At 46.2% G+C, this 22,977-nt stretch carries 16 protein-coding genes and 2 tRNA genes; 4 read left to right on the top strand and 14 right to left on the bottom strand.

Annotation, left to right across the window (positions count from 1 at the left end; all coding sequences use genetic code 11):
* Nucleotides 1-172: 172 nt before the first annotated feature.
* Complete coding sequence (tig, locus tag FS818_RS23795) at nt 173-1,513, bottom strand: trigger factor (RefSeq protein WP_145335329.1); 1,341 nt, start codon at nt 1,511-1,513, stop codon at nt 173-175.
* A 135-nt stretch (nt 1,514-1,648) separates the two neighbouring features.
* Nucleotides 1,649-2,521: a hypothetical protein gene (locus tag FS818_RS23800; protein ID WP_397351810.1), complete on the bottom strand. Its 873-nt coding sequence runs from the start codon at nt 2,519-2,521 to the stop codon at nt 1,649-1,651.
* Between the two features lie 294 nt (nt 2,522-2,815).
* Between FS818_RS23800 and FS818_RS23805 the strand changes: the two genes are divergently transcribed.
* Both FS818_RS23805 and FS818_RS23810 read left to right on the top strand, forming a co-directional pair.
* Nucleotides 2,816-2,889, top strand: a tRNA-Arg gene (locus FS818_RS23805).
* Nucleotides 2,890-3,861: 972 nt separating this feature from the next.
* A complete protein-coding gene (locus FS818_RS23810; RefSeq protein WP_145335331.1) occupies nt 3,862-5,097 on the top strand; it encodes a CynX/NimT family MFS transporter in 1,236 nt (411 codons plus the stop codon).
* Nucleotides 5,098-5,285: 188 nt separating this feature from the next.
* On the opposite strand, the gene FS818_RS23815 is transcribed toward FS818_RS23810, so the two are convergent.
* The 3 genes from FS818_RS23815 to FS818_RS23825 all read right to left on the bottom strand — a co-directional run bounded on the left by FS818_RS23815 (nt 5,286) and on the right by FS818_RS23825 (nt 11,238).
* Entirely contained in the window at nt 5,286-9,236 is a 3,951-nt protein-coding gene (locus FS818_RS23815) for a S8 family serine peptidase (RefSeq protein WP_145335333.1), read from the bottom strand.
* A 399-nt stretch (nt 9,237-9,635) separates the two neighbouring features.
* Nucleotides 9,636-10,409, bottom strand: a complete 774-nt coding sequence (locus FS818_RS23820; RefSeq protein WP_145335564.1) for a class I SAM-dependent methyltransferase — start codon at nt 10,407-10,409, stop codon at nt 9,636-9,638.
* A gap of 755 nt (nt 10,410-11,164) precedes the next feature.
* A tRNA-Arg gene (locus FS818_RS23825) sits at nt 11,165-11,238 on the bottom strand.
* A gap of 286 nt (nt 11,239-11,524) precedes the next feature.
* Here FS818_RS23825 and FS818_RS23830 point away from each other — a divergent pair.
* A complete protein-coding gene (locus FS818_RS23830) occupies nt 11,525-11,818 on the top strand; it encodes a magnetosome magnetite crystal formation protein family (RefSeq protein ID WP_145335335.1) in 294 nt (97 codons plus the stop codon).
* Between the two features lie 161 nt (nt 11,819-11,979).
* Here FS818_RS23830 and FS818_RS23835 read toward each other — a convergent pair whose 3' ends face one another.
* Together FS818_RS23835 and FS818_RS23840 are read right to left on the bottom strand one after the other, a co-directional pair.
* Nucleotides 11,980-12,336: a hypothetical protein gene (locus FS818_RS23835; protein WP_090919153.1), complete on the bottom strand. Its 357-nt coding sequence runs from the start codon at nt 12,334-12,336 to the stop codon at nt 11,980-11,982.
* Between the two features lie 75 nt (nt 12,337-12,411).
* On the bottom strand, nt 12,412-12,711 hold the full coding sequence (locus FS818_RS23840; protein WP_145335337.1) for a hypothetical protein: 300 nt from the start codon (nt 12,709-12,711) through the stop codon (nt 12,412-12,414).
* A 191-nt stretch (nt 12,712-12,902) separates the two neighbouring features.
* Between FS818_RS23840 and asnB the strand changes: the two genes are divergently transcribed.
* Nucleotides 12,903-14,747 carry an asparagine synthase (glutamine-hydrolyzing) gene (gene asnB / locus FS818_RS23845; RefSeq protein ID WP_145335566.1) on the top strand — a complete coding sequence of 615 codons (1,845 nt, stop codon included), beginning with the start codon at nt 12,903-12,905 and terminating at the stop codon, nt 14,745-14,747.
* Nucleotides 14,748-14,836: 89 nt separating this feature from the next.
* Here asnB and FS818_RS23850 read toward each other — a convergent pair whose 3' ends face one another.
* The 7 genes from FS818_RS23850 to FS818_RS23880 form a co-directional block, all read right to left on the bottom strand.
* Nucleotides 14,837-16,534: a methyl-accepting chemotaxis protein gene (locus tag FS818_RS23850; protein ID WP_145335339.1), complete on the bottom strand. Its 1,698-nt coding sequence runs from the start codon at nt 16,532-16,534 to the stop codon at nt 14,837-14,839.
* Nucleotides 16,535-16,872: 338 nt separating this feature from the next.
* Entirely contained in the window at nt 16,873-17,736 is an 864-nt protein-coding gene (locus FS818_RS23855; RefSeq protein WP_145335342.1) for an STM4011 family radical SAM protein, read from the bottom strand.
* Nucleotides 17,733-19,118 carry an STM4012 family radical SAM protein gene (locus FS818_RS23860; RefSeq protein WP_145335344.1) on the bottom strand — a complete coding sequence of 462 codons (1,386 nt, stop codon included), beginning with the start codon at nt 19,116-19,118 and terminating at the stop codon, nt 17,733-17,735. The genes FS818_RS23855 and FS818_RS23860 overlap by 4 nt, the downstream gene beginning before the upstream one ends.
* A gap of 12 nt (nt 19,119-19,130) precedes the next feature.
* Entirely contained in the window at nt 19,131-19,916 is a 786-nt protein-coding gene (locus FS818_RS23865; RefSeq protein ID WP_145335346.1) for an STM4013/SEN3800 family hydrolase, read from the bottom strand.
* Nucleotides 19,909-21,195: an STM4014 family protein gene (locus FS818_RS23870; RefSeq protein ID WP_145335347.1), complete on the bottom strand. Its 1,287-nt coding sequence runs from the start codon at nt 21,193-21,195 to the stop codon at nt 19,909-19,911. The genes FS818_RS23865 and FS818_RS23870 overlap by 8 nt, the downstream gene beginning before the upstream one ends.
* The gene (locus FS818_RS23875) at nt 21,196-22,038 is read right to left on the bottom strand and encodes an STM4015 family protein (protein ID WP_145335349.1); all 843 of its coding nucleotides are present in this window, start codon (nt 22,036-22,038) and stop codon (nt 21,196-21,198) included.
* A 315-nt stretch (nt 22,039-22,353) separates the two neighbouring features.
* Nucleotides 22,354-22,977: an XTP/dITP diphosphatase gene (locus FS818_RS23880; protein ID WP_145335351.1), complete on the bottom strand. Its 624-nt coding sequence runs from the start codon at nt 22,975-22,977 to the stop codon at nt 22,354-22,356.

Raw genomic sequence — 22,977 nt, forward strand, 5'->3', positions numbered from 1 at the left:
CCAAGAACAAAGGTTTGAAATCAACGGAAAATGGGCACCTTGCAATAAAATGAATGAGAATCCATATCAACACTCATTTTTCTATAAAATGGATGTCGCAATTTAAAAATAAGGCACGCAATGACTCACGTGCCTTATCGTTTATATAGCTGTCATAATCACACAGCTTGTCTTATTTTTCGTCAGCTTCTGCAGCAGCTTCTTCGGCTGGAGCTTCAACCGGCTCAACAACTTTGCTGTTCTCAACGAGAACTTCGATTGTTTTGCGCAATTTAACTTCATCACGAAGACTCTCCAGGGAACCGTTACCTTCGAGGATGCCACGGATCTCTTCAGCAGGACGCTTGTAAGATTCAGCCATTTTCTCGAGTTCCTGGTTCACTTCTTCATCGGAAACTTCGATGTTTTCCGCTTTACCTACTGCTTCAAGCACCAGGTTGTTGCGAACACGTTTCGAAGCATCGTCTTGCATTTGTGCTCTCAAGTCAGCTTGAGTCTGACCGGAGAAGCTCATGAACATTTCAAGGTTCATGCCTTGGCTACGAAGACGGTTGTCGAAATCGCGCATCATGTTCTGTACTTCACTGTCAACCATTGCAGCAGGGATGTCCACTTCAGCGTTTTCAGCTACTTTTTCTACAACTGCGTTTTCCTGAGCAGCTTTGAATTCGTCTGCTTTACGGGATTCCAGTTGTGTTTTGAGGTCAGCTTTGTACTCTTCCAGAGTATCAAATTCGCTAACATCTTTAGCAAACTCATCATCCAGTTCTGGAAGTTGTTTGCGTTTGATTTCATGGACTTTCACTTTGAATACGGCTTGTTTGCCAGCCAGCTCCGTTGCATGGTAGCTCTCTGGGAAAGTCACTTCTACGTCTTTGAAGTCGCCAGTGGACAGACCCACTACTTGCTCTTCAAATCCTGGAATAAATGTGTTGGAACCCAGTTCCAAGGAGTAACGCTCAGCTTGTCCACCTTCGAAAGGTACACCATCAACAGAACCGTCGAAGTCAATTACAGCAACATCGCCGTTCGCTGCAGCACCTTCGTCAACTACAACAAGTTCAGCATGACGCTGTTGCAAACGCTCCAGCTCTTCTGCAACTTCTGCATCCGTTACTTCACCTTTAGCTACAGCAACTTCGATTCCTTTATAGTCACCCAGGGTAACTTCTGGTTTCACAGTTACTTTCGCTTTAAATTTGAAGGATTGTCCTTTACCGAATTGCTCGATGTCCACATCAGGACGATCTACCGGGAAGATATCCGTTTGATCAATCGCTTCTGTGTAAGCTTCTGGAAGCAAAATGTCGATTGCTTCTTGATAAAGGCTTTCCACTCCGAAACGAGCTTCGAAGATCGGACGCGGCACTTTACCTTTACGGAATCCAGGTACGTTTGCTTGTTTTACTACTTTATTAAAAGCTTTGTCGAGTGCTTCCGTTACGCGCTCTGCACCGACTTCAACCTCAAGAACCCCAAGGTTCTTCTCTATCTTTTCCCAAGTTGCTTTCATTGTATACTTTCCCCTCCAAAATTCACATGTTCACGTAGGCGATCACGCACAAAATAACCATTTTAGTATAAACAAGTTTACATTCTTTTTCAAGGGGAATCCCTTGATACGGTTTAAGGTAAACGTTTCCGTCTCTTAATGACCGTCCAAACCGGCGGAAACAAACTGTTTCATAGAGCGATACGCCTGCTCCAGTCGAAACCTCATTGCACCTGTCACAGCGTACATCGAGCGTGTGTTTTCTTCATCGTGCGATCCTCCCAGACTGTCTGCAACCGTCATATGTAGCGCAGCCGCCCAAATGTCTGCCATAGCATCGTTTTGCTCGAGCATGGACTGGTAATCCCGTGTTCCATAGACCGCCATAACATATTGTATCCACAGTTCCTGGGCAAAATAAAAGAGCGTAGGTTCATGAACCTCCGTCTGGTCTGCCACCCGTTCCAGAATCTGCACAATCTGAAGTGGAAATTCTTCCGGTTTAAGTGGAACGTTAGCGATATCAATCTCTACTTCTTCGTCACCTCTAGTGAAATGAATGATGTCTTGCACCCCTCGACGACGCAGGGTTTGCATGACTCTGAATTGTAATAAAGGATGAAGCACCTTCGTTTGCAGCCACCCGATCAATTCTTCATCCACTTTCGGAACGTCCAAAAATGCCAGTTGTTCTAGAGCCAGCATCGTCTGTTCAGATAGTGGGCCTTCCATAACCGTCCCGAGCAACTTGTCTGCGTAACCATCGTCCTGAGCAAGTTTCGACCTGGCGTGTTGCCTTGCCATCTCTTCTTCGCTGATGTCTTCTTCCTCTTCTTCTCGAATGGTCTGCATTTCTGATTCTTCATATTGTGGGAAAGCAGCCTGCAACCACTCCAGCAACGCTCTCCACTCGTCATAGTGACGTTCTTCCTGTCCTTGGCATTGCAACAAAAAGCGAAGCAAGTCCATTGCTTCACCGTAACGTTCATTTTCAAGCATAACCGTCAACTGTATCTGGTAATAGTCCAACGTTTTTGGAAACAACACAATTTTGTTGTTGTGCTCGGTTTCCGGGGTTGTGGATTCCTTGATGGGGGCACCTCCTCTGTTCCTGAATCTCCAGCCCAAATCGACCGTGAATAGATATATATCAAGGAAATATGGATCTATTTTCTGAGTTCTTCTGATATTCTAACATAACCTTAATTAGAAAGAAAAAAACGTTGCGGCCGCCAAATATCATATATGAAAACAAGCTTAAAATAAAACATTTGATATATTTTTTCACGTATGATATAATCATTTTTGCTTGAAAAATTCCATGTCTCAGTAGCTCAGCAGGATAGAGCAACGGCCTTCTAAGCCGTCGGTCGGGGGTTCGAATCCCTCCTGGGACGTCAAAGAAATAGCTTCCTTCGGGAAGCTTTTTTGCGTACAGGGGATGAGAACCCCGAAGGTTCGTCGAAGCATCCGCATCGATAGCATTCGCTTCGCAGTCTCGACTGGAAGGAGAGTATCCCTCCTGGGACGTCAAAGAAATAGCTTCCTTCGGGAAGCTTTTTTGCGTACGGGGGTATGAGAACCCCAAGATTCGTCGGAGCATTAGGTTCCGTTGCCTTGTGTGCTTAGGTATTCACTTCGTCAACTCTTACTTCGCGGCTCTGACTTCAGGAAGCAAACCGTTGCTGAAAGCTAATAAGCCATTTCACAATAAATCGGCATCTCGCCATCGTGCTAAAAATTCTAACGATCATCAGAAGCGCTATTTCCCCCATTTTCAGCGTTTTGAAATTCTAATGATCACCACAGACCTTATTTTCTCGATTTTGTAGTTCTTTTGTACTTTTTCATGCGGATTTAACGAAATAGCGTTCCTGAGGATCGTTAGAATTCAAGAAGGCTTTCTTTCCTTCAAATAAGGTTTCTCGTGATTGTTAGAATTAAGTATCTATATTGAGACAATTTGCGATTTTCCCATGATACATTTGAGCAACTCCCCATTATCCATCTTTCGACACCTTCGTTAGTAATATCTCATTTTCTTGCTCAATCCTTACGATTTCACTCCAACTCCATCACAGTTTACTCTAGTCATGTTAGGGGACAGTCCGCGCTAAGCACTTCACAAAATACTAAAATCTCCCACATGACTTAATTCAACTAGTAATATTAATGTAAAACTATCAGAAAGAGCAGACCGACCATTTGTTAAGTTTCACTCTCCATTGCCCGATATGACACACAATGTTATGCTTGCTTAATGAACATTGTACCAATCCATACATATCAACTTCCTTTAGAAGCGAAGTTGTACTTTGTTTGGTTTAATACCTTGCTTTAAATATATATTCAGAAACAGGAGATTAATGATGTCCTCACCTACACAACAACAGCATTCCGTCCCTTCCGGGAAGGAACAACAGTCTGAACAAACATCTCAAAGATTCGGCCTGTTACTCACTGGAATTATTGTTATCGCCGCTACGATGCGGTCGCCCATTACAGCCACTGGTCCCGTCGTGGACTTAATTCGTTCGGATACCGGTATCGGACATACGATGGCTGGATTGCTAACGTCACTGCCTTTGATCGCTTTTGCAGCTGTCTCCCCTTTTGCTCCGCGCCTTGCCAAACGTTTTGGGCTGGAGACCGCCCTCCTGCTTGCTGTCATTATTGTTACCAGCGGAGTTACCTTGCGACTACTCCCTTCCGTTCTGGCTCTTTATGCAGGAACAGCGCTTCTGGGATGCGGTATCGCCCTTAGCAATGTACTCCTGCCCAGTCTGATTAAACGTGATTTCCCGTTACGAGTCGGCATTGTCACCGGGCTGTATTCCGTTTCGATGAATATGTTCGCCTCCATCTCTTCGGGTATTAGCGTGCCCGTGGCAGAAGCCTCCTCGCTTGGTTGGCGGGCTTCATTAGGGGTATGGGCCATTCTATCCCTACTGGCTGTCTTTCTATGGCTCCCGCAGGCACGGAGAGGGCGCAAACAGATGCTCTATATCACTTCCCAGAGCGAGAACGCACCCACACGTTTACGAGCTTCTTCTCTTGCTTGGTTCGTGACGTTGTTCATGGGCATTCAGTCGTTAATCTTCTATACAACGATAACTTGGCTTCCCGAGATTCTTGCGGATCAAGGTTTTAGCGCTGCCTCAGCTGGCTGGATGTTGTCTCTGATGCAAATGGTTAGTGTACCTGCTACCTTTGTCGTGCCGATTCTGGCTGGAAAAACACGGGATCAACGGCTTCTTACCACCTTAACGTGTTTATGCCTCATCATCGGATATGCGTTACTATTCAGCGATGCTCCTGTTCTCGTCACCATCGGGGTTGCGCTAGCCGGGATTGGTGCCGGGGCCTCCTTTGGTCTGGTCACGATGTTTTTCGTCCTTCGCACGCGTCATGCGCGAGAGGCAGCAAGTCTTTCGGGAATGGCTCAATCCTTTGGGTACATGCTTGCGGCGGGAGGTCCTTTACTGTTTGGTTTAATGCATGACTGGACCCGTGGATGGTCTCTCCCCCTGCTCGTACAGGTTCTTCTTGCGATCGGACTGCTTATGACAGGCCTTCAGGCGAGCAAAGACCGAACCGTTTCTTAGTTTTATAAAAAAAGTCCACCAGGAGATCGGATATCTATCCTTCCCTGCAAGCAAATACAAGAAAAAGGCCTCCTCCTGTACGCTTAACAGGTGGAGGCCTTTTCTCATATCTTGATGTCGTCTTGGTCACCGGCTATGCCGGGACGGACGAGGGCTTTACTTTTCCAAACAATATGCTCTTACTGCCATTACTTCACCTTCACCGTAATGGTATTGGTGGTTGTCACCCCGGCAGCGTTAACCAATTCAGCACGATACGTATACGTACCCGATGCTTTTCCTTTCACTGCGGTTATCGCAAATTGAGGCAGTGGTGTTGTCGCTTTGAGTGACTGTGTATCAATTAACTCATCATTCTCATAGAGACGATACTCGGTTGCGTTTGTTCCCCACCACAAGTTCATCATCACTTTGTAGTTCCCGTCCACATCCCAGTTATCATGAGAGAGCACCGCTTTGCCAGGCAATGCATCGGCTACCCGCACCGTCAGCGTCTGACTGCGCGTTACCCCCTTATCATTGGCCAACTCGGCGACATACGTGTAGGTGCCATTGCTTTTGCCTTTAATTTTCGTTTGAGCGAACTGTGCCCAAGGCGCGTTATAGGTCAATTTTTGCGAATCAACCAATACGCCATCCTCATACAGCTTGTAGCTCGTCGCGTTTTCACCCCACCACATGTTCATGGACACGGTATAATCGCCACCTAACAGACCGTTCACAAAGCCGTTATTGTGAGACAAAGTAGGTGTTCCAGGTGCTTTGGTAGCTGGTGATTCAGGCTCAGTCTCCGCGGATTCCACCGTAATGGCTGTGCTAGCTGTACCTGCCAGACCCTGCTCGTCTTTTACGGTAGTCTCTACAGTGTACGTTCCGCCTTCAACACCCTCCAACGCATATCGGAAGCTGCCATCCGCCTGAACATTAAACGTGTCTTCTTTTAACGTGGAGCCATCTTCCTTTTTCACGACATAGGATGCTTTCAGCGCTGTCGTCGGATCAAGCTGGATGCTCCAGCCTTTGGCCAGAGCAGGCGCAACACGGAAATACAAGTCATCCACCGTACCGCTAATGGCAATAGCATCCTCCGCTTTGAAGTCTAATGATTGCGGAGCAGTTACTGCTGGAGCTGTCTTTTTAACCAAAAATGGAGGCGTATCTTCCTTATAGGTTTTGCCATCCGTACCGATGGTTGTAATATCTACCGTATACAAACCATCTGCAAGTTCAGCGACTTCTTCCGTACTGTAATCGGAATACTGACCATCCCAAGCCAGCGTGTATCTTGTATTCGCATTAAAGTTATAATAATTCCCAAAAATGGAGCCGATATATCCATCTTGATAATAACCGCCCTCAGGGTCAAGGCCGTTATAGATTTCAATCAGTGCAAACGTCATTGGATTATGGAATTCCATCGCAACGTTCAACGTATCCAGCGTGCCGTCTGCTTTCAACGGATAATAGAACGGATTCTTCGCTGTTCCTTTTACCGTTTCAATATATTTCACACCGCTTGAAGTCACATTAAAGTGAGCCACATACGGTACTGTAAACGTGTTGGTTCCATTTGTTATTTCAATGTAGCCCTGTGCCTCAGTTAGTGCGGTGACACCAAGAGGAACCGTAACCGTTACAGCGAGTTCTTCTTCCCCATTCAAAGTGAATGAAGTCTTATCAACGGCAACAGTTACCCCAGGAACGGTACGAGTCGGATTCACATTCACCGTGTAGTCGCCGCCGTTTCCGTTCAAGGCCTGAACCTTGATCGTTTTGGTTACTGTTTTTTCTTCCGTACTTAAGAAGTTACCGTAGTTAATGCTTCCTGTGATGTTTTCCTTCTCGACAACCGAGCCACTCTCGGTATACTGAGTCACATCCATGACTTTGACAAAAGCGGCCGGATCAATCGATTTCACTGCCTGAATGCGGCCTGCACCTTGATCAAACACGTCATATTTAGCAGTGTCCATGATCTTGGCATTATTCATCAAAGCAACTTTGACATCAAAAGGTGTCCAGTCCGGGTGCTTTTCAAGCAACAGTGCAGCCAGACCCGCTACATGCGGTGCAGCCATACTTGTTCCACTTTTGCGATCGTACGCTTGGGCATAATCGGCTCCTGGCTCGTCTTTACCATAAGCAGGAATGGTGGATAGAATATTGGATCCCGGTGCAACAACATCCGGTTTGATATCCAACGTTACTTTTGCAGGCCCGCGGGAGCTGGAGGAACTCATCTCATCCCCAGGTGTTTGACTGCGCTCAAAATCACTAAAGCTTACTTCAACAGGTTGCCCCGCGTCTAGTTGAGCTTTAATGACTTCACCATCTTCCTTCGACATGCTCAGTGTCGGAATCAGGTCGAAGTTGTCACCAAGACTTACGCCAATCGGGCCAGGAATATTGTTATACACAATAACGGCCACGGATCCTGCCGCTTTGGCATTAGCGATTTTCTCAACAAAAGCAAGTTCCCCGCGTTGAATCAACGCCACTTTGCCGGTGAAATCTTTACCTTCGAAATCAGCAGGTTTACCCAGAGCCGCAAATTGAACATCATACCGATCTGTCAAAACCGCTTCAGGATCAGCCGCAAGACTCCATCCCATCACATCCAGACGATATACAGATTCGGTGACAGCTAAAGGTGATTGCTCATTCGCTGGGGCTTCTGTTGCCGGAGCAGTCGTTTCGTCCGCTGCTTCATTGCCAGCATTGGTTGCTGGGGCCTCAGCTTGATCAGATTCAGGCTGTGCAGATGCAGGCTGTGCAGATGCAGCGTCTCCCACTTCGTCTCCCGATGTAGTCGCTTCCGCTTCACCTTCTGGTGCGGTTACCGGTGTAACGGCAGGTTCCTGCGTATCAGGTGCATTCCCCAATTCTGGAGTTTGCTCATTATCCGGAGCTGGCTGTTGCTCAGGTGCCGTTTCCCCACCTTCTTCACCGATCCAGAAATGCGTATTCGCCGTAATGACCTGACTAGGGCCTGTAGAGTTACCTACTGTAATTGCCATAGCCGAAGCGCCCGGTGAACCCAGGGTATAACGATTAGGGCCGCTGTTACCACTGGATACGACCGCAGTTACGCCAGACATCATCGCGTTGTTCAATGCAACCGAAGTGACATAACTCGGATCATTACCTTCAGCACCAAGTGACAGGTTGATGACATCCATTCCGTCCGCTACCGAGCGGTCAATTCCGCCGAGTACCCAGGACGTCTGTCCACTGCCATAAGGACCTAAAACACGGTAAGCATAAATATCCGCTTCAGGAGCAATCCCAACAACCCCATAGTCTCCCGCTTCACGAGCAGCGACCGTACCTGAAACGTGTGTACCGTGAGAAGTATAATAAGAGCTTCCTCTTTCATTAAGCTCAGGCTGGCCTGATGCTTTCCATTCCTGATAGGTCGCTTCATATGGATCATCATCGTTATCTACAAAATCCCATCCGCCTTTATAAGCGTCGCGCAGATTCGGGTGATTGTAGTCAATACCGGTATCAATAACGCCAACTTTTACTCCTTTTCCTTTATACCCAAGATCCCATACTTCAGGAGCACCGATAAAAGGAGCCGTATCTTTCATATGTGGATTAACTTCGCCGGTCTCGGGCGCAAGCTGTACTTCATAGTCAGGGTATACACTGACTACGCCTGGTATTTGAAGCAATTGTCCCAATTGGTTCCCCTTTATTTCAAGGACTACACCATTAAGGGCATATGCATAATTGTCCAGCACTTCGTGTTTGATTTTTTTCTGAGTGAGGCTATGTACAAATGACTGTTGTTGGTCCTCAACTTGAGTCACAGCCTTTGTTTCCATAGAGGAGGTAAATGATCTTCCTGAGAGGGTTGATTCGCCTTGAGCTACAGCAACAGGTTTGTTAGAAAGCTCAACAATGACTCGTGTGTTCTCTCCGCCAAGACCATTCAGGCTTTTATCCAAAACTGGATCGGCAGCAATTCGAGCTTCCCTATTGGCAAGCACTTCTCTCATTTGCTTTGCTTTGGTGCTGTTTAAAGTGTTATCCAGTTGAATTGCGGAATCCGCAGAAGCGGCTCCGGCCGCAGGCAGGATAAGGGAAAAAACCATAAGGACACTCATTAACATAGATATCAATCGTTTATTCAAGGCTATGCCCTCCTTCTTCGTGTAGATGCCTCACCAATGGGATTCTTGCTGCCAGAAGCACTGCAATACTTTCGACCAAGTTCACCGCCAATCTGCAAGATGTTTGACCCCTGGTAAATTATTCTACCAAAATATCACAAATTCCTTCTAAATACTTACATTATGCTATAGAAATTACTTATATGGGTCTTTGGTAGGGTAAATATCCGCATTTGTATATTTTTGTCGTTTGGATATTCAAATTTTAAATTTCCGGTTTCAAAATAAGCAAAAACCATGCTCTTCTCAACGAAAGAAAGGCATGGTTTTTTATGATTTTCACCGATGTAAGAATGGGAGATAAACGTTCAAAGGTAAGTGACTAAAATTCATATAACATCAAATTTAAGTGTTAAATGTTTAATTTTCTGGTTTGAACGCCTCAATACGAATACGTTTGTAGTCGGCATAGATCGCATCGTTTTTCCACAGCTTAGGAATCACGATCTCGCTAATCTCCTGACACCATTCCTTCACCTGCTCAGAGCTGAAACCCTCAAAATAGTCATCTCCAAAATGAGCCAACCAGCCTATGATTCCTTCCTCCCCATCTGCTAGTTTGGTAGGGCGATCATAGTGATAGGCCTGTCGAACCACAAAACCTCTGTCTTCTAAAAGAGTGCTGTATTGTGCAATCGTCGGAAAATACCATGGATTACGCTCGGAAGCCTTGATTCCTGTATGCCGTTCCAATACTTCCTCCAGTGCGTTAACGATGATCTGCACATTCCCTTTACCGCCAAATTCAGCCACAAATCGTCCTCCAGGCTTCAGTGCATGCCACACACAGTCTACAACATTCCGAGGCTTTCGCATCCAGTGCAATGCAGCGTTAGAAAAGACCGCATCATACGGATGCTCTGTCTTGAACTCCTGACCATCCGCTTCCCAGAACTCCAATTCAGGAAATTTTCTCCTCGCTTGAGCAATCATATCTGAGGAAGCGTCTATGCCAGTCACCGCCACCCCGAACCGGGAAATCTCATGGGTTAAATCACCGGTTCCACAGCCAAGGTCAAGAATAGATTCTCCTTCTGTCGGACGAAGCCAGGGAATAAGACTTTTTCCATACTCCGATACAAAAGCCAATTGGTTGTCATACTCTTGCGCCTGCCACTGATTAATTGATTTCATCTGCTTCACCGTCGCTTTCGCTGTTGATATCCTCATTGTGGCACAAATCCACTTATTGATAAAATATATTTAATCTATTTAACTCATAGGAAAAAACAATTAAACAACGGTATTGCAAGCAGAACCAAAGCTTAGCTCGATGTAGGAGAAATATGTACATATCATGCTTCATACCGCCCAACAAAGCGGGGAAAAACAGTTGTAGCAATAGACCGCTGTTTAGCAACAAGTGTACGTAATGAAAACGGCACTGCCATTGTATTTTTTGTATTACGGTGGATTGGGTAATGAGATGACCATTGATTTATGAATCAACTTTCCGGGCCCTCCATTTGTTGAGCTGATTTCTAACGATCACGAGAAGCCTTATTTGTAGAAGAAAAGGCCTTCTTCAATTCTAACGATCCTCAGTAACGCTATTTCGTTACATCCGTATGAAAAAGTACAAAAGAACTACAAAATCGAGAAAATAAGGTCTGTGGTGATCATTAGAATCTCAAAACGCTGAAAATGGGGGAAATAGCGCTTCTGATGATCGTTAGAATTTTTAGCACGATGACGAGATGCCGATTTATTGTGAAATGGCTTATTAGCTTTCAGCAACGGTTTGCTTCCTGAAGTCAGAGCCGCGAGGTAAGAGTTGACGAAGTGAATACCTAAGCACACAAGGCAACGGAACCTAATGCTCCGACGAATCTTGGGGTTCTCATACCCCCGTACGCAAAAAAGCTTCCCGAAGGAAGCTTTTTCTTTGACGTCCCAGGAGGGATTCGAACCCCCGACCGACGGCTTAGAAGGCCGTTGCTCTATCCTGCTGAGCTACTGAGACAAATATGTATAATAAAATTCGGCACGATCTCTATTATACTCCGATTTCTATTTTTAGCAATAGTTTTATTAAAAATTAATAATGCATCCCAATTACAACCAGCATCGTATGAGTATGTATACTTAGACAAAAAGCCGAATAAGCTAATCTTTTTGAGGTAATATTGAAGTAATAACGAGAACTATTAATAGTACCCGTACCAAGTGTATACTTATTCAGCACCCTTCCATCTGGGTAATCTGTTGCATACATACATTATGAAATTCTATTGAAGGAGAGAACATTTATGAGACAACTTTTATCATCACTATCCTATTTCAGCATTTTTTTTGCCCCGTTTCTGTTTCCCATTATTGTATGGATTGTGGCGAGAGATGAATACATTGCAGGACATGCGAAGCGAGCACTTTTCTCCCATGTCTTTCCTTTCCTTGCGGCGATCCCGCTGCTGTATTTCTTCATAACAGCCCACAGTTTAGCATCAGCAATCGGGTTTGTCGTTCTGTTCTTTGTTATATATGGCTTGAGTTTTGTATACAATGTGGTAAAAGGAATTCAGGTCCTGCGTGAATATTACTAAGACTAGCAATAACTATCAAAATCTATTCCCTATCCAAACAAACCCGCTGTGATGTTACAGCGGGTTTGTCCATCATAAGTACTCTTTACTCTACATACGTTTTATCTGCTTATCACTGCAGATTGCACAACCCTAATTACTTGCGCAAGTGTGCTATCTGATTATCCCTGACCAATCAGGTACCGTTGCAGCGTAGGGCCCAGCAATCCAAAAGCAAACAAATTACTTTGAAACTGAGCTTTATCCTCTTCTGCCGTAATGCCCTCGCTATTTTCAAATGCCGTTTCCGTCGCATCTTCAAAGGCGGTATGCATGTTGTTGTTATACCAGTCAATGGCTCCATCCGAGTGATTCCGCACAATACGTACCACTTGCAGTTCATTGGCGGGCTGAGTACTAGCTACATATACAAGTAATGACGGATCTCCCGCGTTGCCAGGCTGTACTTCAACCTCTGCACAAGACAACCCGTCCACTTCCGTTAATCTGCGTATTTTAGCATCCTGAATGGCATACATCGTCATCTTCTCCTTTTGTTCTGATCATTTGCAATTGTTTCAATTGCTTCATTCTAATCATGTTGCTCACTCTGTTCATGTCGTTTGTTCAATCTGGTGCCTGGTCTCTGGCGTACCTAACCGGTAAATTTCCCGGTATACCTGTTGCAAAACAGTTTCATAAGCACGATTCACATCATGTTCTGGCGTGTCCGGCCAGGGAAATACCATTCCTGGAAAAGCTTCTTCTTCCTTTTCCTGCATAAGATATAGCAATCCCAGTAAATGTTCGGCTTCCTGCGGTGTTGCCTGAATCACCCATTCATACGACGTTACAGACGAATCCGGTATGACAGAGCGGCCCATGACAGACACATAATAATTGGTCCTGTCCATTGCATGTACTCCCCTTCACAGGCAGCTTAAGGCTGTTATCCCTACATGTAGTTTCCGAAGAGGACAGACATTTTATGCCTGCATTCGGCATATATTTGTTACGACCTCTGACGAAAAAGACAACATTGCTAGTTGCTTCGAATTTGGCAACATACGGATGAATGACTCGATTAAGAAAGGATGAACAAACCATGTGCGGTATAACCGGCTTCGTACAGTGGAATCGGGATTTGACACAGGAATCGGAGCTGCTCGTTCGGATGACGAATAGCTTATCGAACCGTGGCCCCGATGCTTCAGGTACATGGATTTCCAACCCCTGTGCTTTTGGACATCGCCGCCTCAGCGTAATGGACCCGGAGAACGGGGCACAGCCCATGCATGCCTTGCAAGGAGATTACTCCTATACCGTTGTGTATAACGGAGAACTATACAATGCACCCGAATTGAAAAAAGAGTTGCTTCAGCGTGGGCACCATTTCCGTACTCAATGTGACACAGAAGTTCTGCTCGCCTCATATATCGAATGGGGACCGGCATGTGTTGAAAAGTTTAACGGTATCTTTGCTTTTGCGATATGGGACGGCGCAAGAGAACAGGTCTTCATAGCCCGCGACCGGCTGGGCGTCAAACCTCTGTTTTACAGTAATGCAAAGGATACACTTATATTTGGTTCAGAACCCAAAGCGTTGCTCCTTCATCCAGATGTGGAAGCGGCCGTAGGACCCGAAGGACTCGCCGAAGTATTTATTGTCGGACCTGCACGAACACCAGGACACGGTGTGTACTCTTCACTTCATGAACTGAAGCCCGCTCACGCCATGATATACAGCCGGAATGGGATCAAGACCTATGCCTATTGGAAGTTGGAATCCGTGCAACACGAACATAATCTGGAAGAGACTGCAGTTGAAGTACGCCGTTTGTTACAGGATACGCTGGAACGCCAGTTAGCTTCCGATGTTCCTGTATGCTCTCTTTTATCCGGCGGCCTTGACTCCAGTGCCTTATCAGCTCTGGCTGTTGATTATTACAACCGGACAGGGCAAGGCCAAGTGAGTACGTATTCGGTTGATTATGTGGATAATGCGAAACACTTTCAAGCCCATTCCTTTCAGCCCGGGGCCGATGGCCCATGGATCCAGAGGATGGTGGATGAGCTCAAAACCGATCATCACTGGATCGAGATTGAAAATGGCGAACTCGTTCACGCACTTACTCAAGCTATGCTGGTAAGAGATTTGCCGGGTATGGCAGACGTCGACTCATCCTTGTATCTATTCTGTAAAGAGATCAAAAAAGGAGCGACTGTCGCCATCTCCGGCGAAGCTGCTGACGAGGTATTCGGCGGGTACCCATGGTTTCACCGAGATGAAATGCTGAATTCAGGTACATTCCCTTGGTCTGTAGCACCCGACATGCGAGCAGGGCTGTTATCTCCAGACATTCGGGAGTGGATCAGACCACTCGACTACCTTGCAGACCGATACTCGGATGCCGTAGCAGAGGTTCCACGACTGGAAGGGGAAACGGGGAAAACGGCTCAGATGCGTGTTATGTCTTACTTGAATATTACCCGTTTCATGCCTACACTGCTGGATCGCAAAGACCGGATGAGTATGGGCGCTGGTCTGGAAGTGCGCGTCCCTTATTGCGATCATCGGCTCATCCAATATGTGTTTAACATTCCCTGGGAAATGAAAATTACCGGTGGAAGAGAGAAAGGTATTTTGCGAAAAGCGCTTGAAGGTGTCCTGCCTGACGATGTGCTGTATCGTAAAAAGAGTCCATATCCCAAAACACATAATCCGCAGTATCTTGCAGCAGTCAAGCAGCAGGTTCTTGAAATACTGGATGATCCAACTTCGCCGATCCTGCCTCTAATCGACAAAGTACAGATTCGGAATCTCGCCTCTTCACCAGATGCCTCATCCAATCTGCCGTGGTTTGGACAATTAATGTCAGGGCCACAGTTGTTTGCTTATTTGACTCAAATCAATAGCTGGCTGAAAACATATAACGTTGCGATCCGATGATTCAATTCGCTATCTTCACAACCGCAATAAAAAATGCCCCGTACCATCAACATGGTGCAGGGCATTTCACATATTTACCTTTTTTTCATTTAAGAAACTTTAAAACGAGCAACAGACTGCTGTAACATCTCCGCCATAGATGAAAGATCATTCGCAGCCGATGCAATCTCTTGCATCGCAGACAATTGCTCTTCGGTTGTTGCACTTACTTCTTCTGTGCCCGCAGCCGCGTTCTCCGTTACATCCATGATTGATTTCATAGACGCATTAATCTGCTCTACGCCAGCATTCATCTGTTCAATGGAAGCAGACACTTCCTGCGCTTGTCCCGCAACACCACTAACTGAAGTTCGAATCTGGTCAAAAGTAGACCCTGCCTGGTGTACTAATTGTATTCCTTCCTGCACCTCAGAAGATACCACGCTCATCGAATGCGCAGCATTTCTCATGCCTGTCTCAATGGAAGAAACAAGTCCGACAATTTCTCCTGCAGACTGTGCGGATTGCTCTGACAATTTTCGAACCTCGGTAGCCACGACCTGGAATCCTCTGCCGTGCTCTCCAGCTCTCGCAGCTTCAATGGCTGCATTAAGAGACAACAGATTCGTCTGGGCAGATATTTCCGAAATCGCGTCTACCATTTTCACAATATCTGTCGAGTGTTTACTAAGTTCTTCAATAACTCCTGCAAGGCTCGAAACTGTATTCTGAATGGAATTCATCTGACCAACCGCTGTGCGAATGGATTCACTCCCCGATATCGTCTGGGCAGAAGCTTCAGCAGCCTGCTCGGAAACAACGGTTGTATTTTCAGCCACTTGCCGGAAACCGGTAGCCAGTTCATTCATCGTCTGGAAACCTTCGCTGACCATACGAACCTGGGCATCCATCCCTGTTGCGATCTCACCCATCGTAGTGGCTACTTGTTCATTAGCTATAGCCGTCTGTTCGGTACTTGCCGTTAATTCTTCCGACGAAGCTGCTACACGTTCTGCACTATCATTCACTTGATGAATCAGCGTACGCAAATTGACGGACATCACATTAAATGCTTCAGCCATCTCCCCGATCTCGTCTTTGTTACGAATCTTCAATGATTCCCCTGTTAAGTCACCTTCCGCAATACGGCTAGCGGCTTGTGCAACAGCCTGCACCGGTTTGGAGATCATTCGGCCGATGACCGTTGCGATGGCCAGACCAATAATAATAGAAACGATACCCAGGATGCTGATTAACCGAAGAACCGTAGCCGTCTGAACATTGGCCGCAGCGATCCCTTCATCCATTGCTTTTTGCTGATGGTCTTCCATCGACTCAACGATATTCTCAAATTCAGTTATAAGCGGCGGGACGGTATTTTCCATTAACCGGGATATTTCTTCCACATTCCCTTGCTTGGTCAAAGACATTACGTTTTTTGAGATATCATAATATTGGCTCATCAATTTTTCGGAGTCTGCCAGATATTGTTTCATATTGGTACTGGTAACTGTCGCTTTTAATTCTTCGCTCAATTTTATGTAATCTTCATACGCTTGCTGAAATGCGTCCTCATTCTCCTGACCAGGTTTCATGATGTAATTCCTGAGAGCCACTTGTTGTGATTTCAGGTCAATCGTCATATTTTTAATTTTAAGCAATTTGCTTGTTCTATCATTGATTAAATCGGTGAACGTTTTTTCCAAACTTACAAATTGAAAGTATGAAATAGCTGTAACCGTTACCAACAACACTAAAACGGACGAAAAACCGATAAGTAACTTTTGACTGATGGATACCCTTTTCACGTTGAATTCCTCCCGAATTTCAATACAAGTATGTAAAATAATTTATACTTTTTCACACTCACCCCCAACAATAAGCCTAAAGACCTATAAATTTATATATAACAATATAATAATTATATATATCATTCAATAAACAGGTCTTTATTCCTAATTAATACTAACCCAAAACCACCAAAACTTGAAACATAAAATATATTAAATTTGCAACAAAAAAAGTCAAGACCTATTTACTAAGGATTTAGGAATCTTTCTTTTATTACAGAAAATAAAAAAACACCCTCCAGTACACTTGCAAACAAACCTTACGGTCTGAGGCAAGCACTTACTGAAAGATGAGTTTATTGATGAATGAAGGTCGGATTCCGCTCTAGCAGTCCTGTGCCAAATTTGTCTCTGAACGGGGAATCCTGCATATGAATGTATCCGATGTAACAACCGCATTTTTTCATACCACAAGGCCGGTCTTTAGCCAAAGCCTGCAAACCATCACGATAGAGATGACCGATGATACGTCGATCCTTATAACATCTTTTCACATGACCCGAGCCTTGAACATAAAACACATCCGAGCCTGCAGCACAGCGTTTACCCAAGCTATCATAGTCCTGCAAATTCCCTTCAAAGAACGGGTCAATGTCCTTGAGGAACTTGATTTCGTCCGGGATGTAGTAGTTCGGCCGATCTTTGAACGCATTGATCCACATATATACATCGTCAGGCAGGGCATTCCTCATGGATTCTATGGCTGGAAATGCACTGCGTAGTCCAACCGTGCCGACGCTGAAAGACAGCCCCATCTGCCGTAATGTCATACATTGGTTCACAAAGGAATTCTCTTTGGTCTCACGAGGGTGATACGTTGCCCAGAAGGCCGCTTTGTCTGCATGCAACTCACTTGCCCACTCCAGTTTTACAGAAAGGTTGGTCTGAATCGCTACCTTATCCACATGAGCCATATGTGACAATTCAACCATCGCTTCGCGATACCAGCGCCTCACCAAAGCTTCGCCGTAGGGGTTAAAAAAGATCGAAAAACGATGCCCATGAATCTCCTGTTCTCTCACCCAGTTTACAAACTGGCGAAGCTGCTGTTCATCCACGTTTAAAGTTTCTTTGGAATCCACTGTTTTGCTAAACGGACAGTAAGGACAGTCATAGTTACAAGAGGACAACTTTCCCCGGTAATACAAGGTCGCTCTCATGAGAAAACAAATCCTTCCATCTGCTCCCGAATATCCGCAGAAATAAGCCAGTCTCCAATGGCATCGGAGTATCCCAGCCCCTCCTCTGTCAAACGCAGCACTTGCCCTCCGGCATCGACATCCAAGCATGCCATCTCTTCGACCAACAATTCGTTCAGCCAAGGGTAGTCAGACATCACATCTGTTCCGAACCTCTCTTGGTAAGCGGACAACATGAGTCCTTCCCGATGTAGCAGCGCTTTTAAAATAAATCGGCGTTTCTGCTCTTCACGGCTTAACACAATGCCATAATCAGCCACATCATAACGCTCCGTGCTCACATAATCAGCAATAATGCTTTGCGTGGCCTTATAGGTCACACCATATTTAGAAGCATAATGAACCTCGCTCGTATAGGAGCGGGCACCACATCCCAGACCGACCATGCCCTCTTCCTGACAACTGTACGGTAAAAGTGCTTTGGCAGAAGACTGCTCCTTCGCAAATCTGCGCATCGAATATTGCGTGTACCCTTTGCTTTTTAAAAGTTCACGCGCTGCTTTGTATAGTTGCATCCGAATATCCGGTCCTTGACGCTGAACATCCTCTGGCTTTACGATCGTATTTTCCCGTGTATATAAAGGATAAATAAATACTTCCCCCGGATCATAAGCAAGCACACGTTCAAGGGAATAAATCCATGTCTCCTCCGTTTGTCCCGGTAAACCATAGATCAGATCCAGATTCAATAGCGGAAAATCATAACGAACAAGCTTCTCCAGAGCGCGTTCTACCTCTTGTGGTTTTTGCGGACGATAGATGGCGGAAGCCTCTGCTTCAATAAAGCTCTGAATCCCCATACTCACCCGATCCACGAGTCGTTCCTTCAAGATGCTTAATTTCCCATCCGTCACGGTGTCAGGGGAAGTCTCCACCGATATAGAAGCTTGTGACGGATCAAGTCCCATCGTATGTTCAGCAATGTCAAACAGCCGGCTAAGCTGAGTCTCATTCAACAATGTCGGTGTTCCCCCGCCGATGGCAAACCTCGAATACGGTCTACGTGAAGTCACTCGCGCCCATTGCTTCGCTTGACGTTCAAGTGCATCCACATACTGTTCATGGCTATCCTGCCGCTTGTCCGGCAGTGTGAACAGGTTGCAGAACCCGCAACGTGCAGCACAAAAAGGGATGTGCATGTATAAAAAGTAAGTCTCCGTATCTTCCTTCTCCCACAGCGATTGCAACGGAACGGGCGGATTCAGTTCACGATATGCGGTCTTATGCGGGTAAGAGTACAGATAGGAACGATAAGGGAATGTCAGCACATCACGAAGACTTGCTACTGGATCGGAGGCAGAATGTGTGACACCTGCTGTCGTTTGCTCTGCATACTCACTCATCGGCTTCCCTCCTTATAAAATAAATTCGCGATACGGCACCGTCCAAACAACATCATGCGCCAGTCGGTGTCCGTGATACCCATCCTCACCATAGGCAGTGCCATGGTCAGAAAAAGCAAGACAGAACGTTGGCCGTTCTCGCTTTCTCATCGCTTCAAACAACGGCCCTAACGCCTTATCCACATATCGCAGTGCAGCCCGCTGCGTCTCTACCGAGTCCTCTCGGGCTCCCTCAACGAAGTATCGGTTGGGGCCATGAATGGCGGAAACGTTCATGAAAAGAAAAAGCTTCTCTTCTGGTCCAATCTGGTTAAGCAGCTTTAAGGCATGGTTGACTTGATTCTCCGTTGACCTTGGATTCGTAACCCCAAAATTCATGCGCCAATAACTTTGCTGAAAATAACCAGGCAGCACTTTCGCGAGAGGATTCTTTTTCGTAAAAAATATGACACCACCGATACAGATCGTTCGATACCCTTCGGCGGCAAAGCCGGATACGATATCCGGTGTATCAAACAACCAGGTATGAGGATGGGTTTGAAGTCCGGTATTCCGAGAATGGAACAACCGGATATGTGATGCTTTGTCTGTATTTGCAGGTGTGGGCATAAAACCGCCAAAAAAAGCATGGTGAGCCGCATACGTAAAGCTTCCCGGGGTATGCCGTTTCTCCCATGAACCCGAGCCGCACAGATTGGGGCAATGCTGTTCTTCGAGTTTGGCAACGTCATATCGCAGCGTATCCAGTGTAATCATCAATATATCATGGGAGCCTACAATGGTGTTCATATCAGGCATGTCGAACAGGCTCCTTTCGCAAAAGCTTCATTTCCCATTCATAAGGGGACATCTCTTGATGTTTGACCCGGTATAACAAATCTCCGAACGGGTTCACATCCAGCACGTACGCTCTAGGTTGCATACCGCTGGTAAGCATCACATCAATGCCTGCCGACCATGAATTGGGGAAAGTCAACATCGTATCCCGAGCTACTCTCTGGATAATCGACATGTGTGGGTCGGGCAGACCAGCTTCCGCCGGTAGCATGCGCTCATTCCGTAAATGAAGATTGGTGATTGGTGTACGGCTAAGACGCATGACCGCATGTCCAGCCTGCCCTGCCGCTACGAGTTGACGAATATCATAAGCGCGCTGATCCAGTGTTGCTTTGGGCATCCACCGTTCAATTTGAGCCCCTTCAGCACAAAGCCAGTCCAGCAGTGTACGAATCTCTCCAGGATGCGCATACTTTTGCAGTTTACCCTCGTTATAAAAGAGCGTTCTACCCTGACTGGTTTCCATACCTACGGTTGTCACAGCAATCTCTGCCCCTGTTCGCGGATTCACCTGATATGCAACCACGCCAGAAGCAGCCGAGCCGCAAGCAAGCTTGACAAAAACGCGATGCATCCGTGAGGCGTCCATCGCTGCTCGCAACTGTTCCCAGCACTGAATTGGCTCGGAAGAAGGTAATATCGGTGGCACCGAAATTCCATGACGCATGAGGTGAAGCTGGCATTCTCTTTTATCAAACATCATGCCAATCTCGTCAGGATCATTCCAGAATTGCACATCAGGCCATACTTCACGCGCTTCTCGGGCAATCCGGTCAAGACAAGCCTTCCAGCCTCTGAACCATTGGGCAGGGGCATAAATTCTACCCCATTGTTGCTCTAATGTGAGCGCTGCTTCGGCGGAGAAAGATTCACCTGGTAGCCGTTCCACTGAAGATATCAGGTCATTTGGCAAGCTAAGCTTCAAACCCTCAAAACTAGTCGATTGATTGTTCAATACTATACCGCCAAAGCCTTCGTAGTCGGTTGCCCCGAGATGTAACAGCCCGCGCTCCACCTCCCAATCCTCCCCGGGAGCATCCAATCGAATGAGCAGGCTAGGGGAACCAAACTGCACAAGTTCGGCAAGACTGCCTCCGTGTCTCCAGGTTCGAAGCAGATTCTCATAAGACAACACCGTCGCGGGTTTCATGCCCATTCGGCTTCTGGCTTCTTGTATTCCTTCCGTTCGTCGGTTACCCGGGTTACTGATTAATAATAGATCCTTTTCATGCCACATCATTTATTCTGTCAGCATCGGGAAACGCCAGTCATCCTCATCACTTTCCTGCTGGTCACTGACATCCACCGACATGCCTGATTGTTTAAAACGCTCCATCATTTCGTCCGTCATGAAGTGATAGCTCAGGTTCAAATGTTTTAATTGTTTGATTTGTTCGCTGGCAAGCAACGCCTCCGCGCCTTCATCGGATAGTGTGCCTTCGGAGAAATCAAGTATCTGAATCTGCTCCAAGATCGATGCATCTGCAGCAGCTTTGGCAATCTCGTCCTGTATTTCGCTGTCCTTCAAACCAAGGTACTCCAGTTTAGGGAAACGCCCTTTTTCAAGCAATGGCAGTACGTCCTCTAATGAACCGTTAAATCCGTAATCTTCCACACCCAGATACAGTTCGAGCTTGCGCAATTCAGGCAATTCGGCGGCGGCAATGGAATGTAACACTTTTTTCGGCAGACCGCCACAGATAATAATTAATTCTTCCAGCTTGCTGTGCTGGAGAGGTTCCAGTTCAAGTCCGCTGCTGCCTTTGATCACAAACGAGGTCAAATTCGGAAAAGCTTGCAGAATCGGCGCAAGATTCGTCTGAACAATCCAGGACACTTCGCATTCTTCGGACTCCATATCTCCGATAAACAATTGTTTTAGAGCCGGAAAACCTGGTGCAAGCTGAATTAGCATATCTTTGAATTCCTGCGGAGAATTTTCATAAGCTTGTCCCCAATCTCCAATGATCAGACTTTCCAGCGTAGCCGCTTCCGGTTTTGCTGCCAAATCTTGAAGAAGTGTCTCCATTCGAATACCTTCTTCATAGTCATCGTAATTTACAACCAGCTTCACTTCTTGCATGCCAAATCCCTCCCGTATAAGGTGTATCATCCTTCACTAATCTGAATGTTAACCCATACCCGGCATGACTTGCAACTTCTTCCAACCCCAGTCCCAATGCCATTCCCAATCGTGCAAACCACCTCCTGTTCGGTATAGGAAAAAGAACATACGTTCCCCATATCTAATATCCTTAATCAGTCAAGATATCTAGGTACATGGAAGGAGCACACTTGATTAGCTTAACAACGCATATCAAAAAAACGCTAACAGAGTGACAACTTTTCCCCACAGGAATGAAAGTTGTTTCCATTAACGTCTTGATGAATTCAATGCTTATGCTTGCAAGCGGGAAACGAGTGCTCGTAGCGCATGTCCCCGATGACTGATCGCTTGTTTTTGTTCCAACGTAAGTTCTGCCATCGTTTTCTCATACTCCGGCACATAGAAGAGGGGATCATATCCGAAGCCACCCTCACCTGCAGCATCAGCTGTGATCCAGCCATCAGCCGAACCCTCAGCTTCATACTTGTCTCCACTTGCTGGATCGTAAAGCACCAGTGCGCACACGAATCGAGCGGGACTTAACAGCGGTTGCTGGGAATCCTCACCTGACTTTAGCGCAGCAAGAGCATCCAGTAGCTTGGCATTGTTCTGGGCGTCGGTCGCACCTTCACCAGCATATCTTGCGGAATAAACACCCGGTTCTCCGTTCAGCAAATCCACACAAAGTCCTGAATCGTCTGCCAGAACAGGTAGACCTAGTGCATCACCGACGGCCTTTGCTTTTTTCCACGCATTCTCGGCAAAGGTAACACCGTCTTCCACAACATCCGGAAGTTCCGGATAATCAAACATGCTTTTGACCTCTTTGCCCAGCGGAGCAAAAGCATGCGCGAATTCACGCACTTTTCCTGCATTGCGGGTGGCAACAATGATAACCGGGCTGTCCAGACTCAT

The sequence above is a fragment of the Paenibacillus xylanexedens genome, assembly GCF_007680605.1.
In the GTDB taxonomy this organism is placed as follows: Bacteria; Bacillota; Bacilli; order Paenibacillales; family Paenibacillaceae; genus Paenibacillus; species Paenibacillus xylanexedens_B.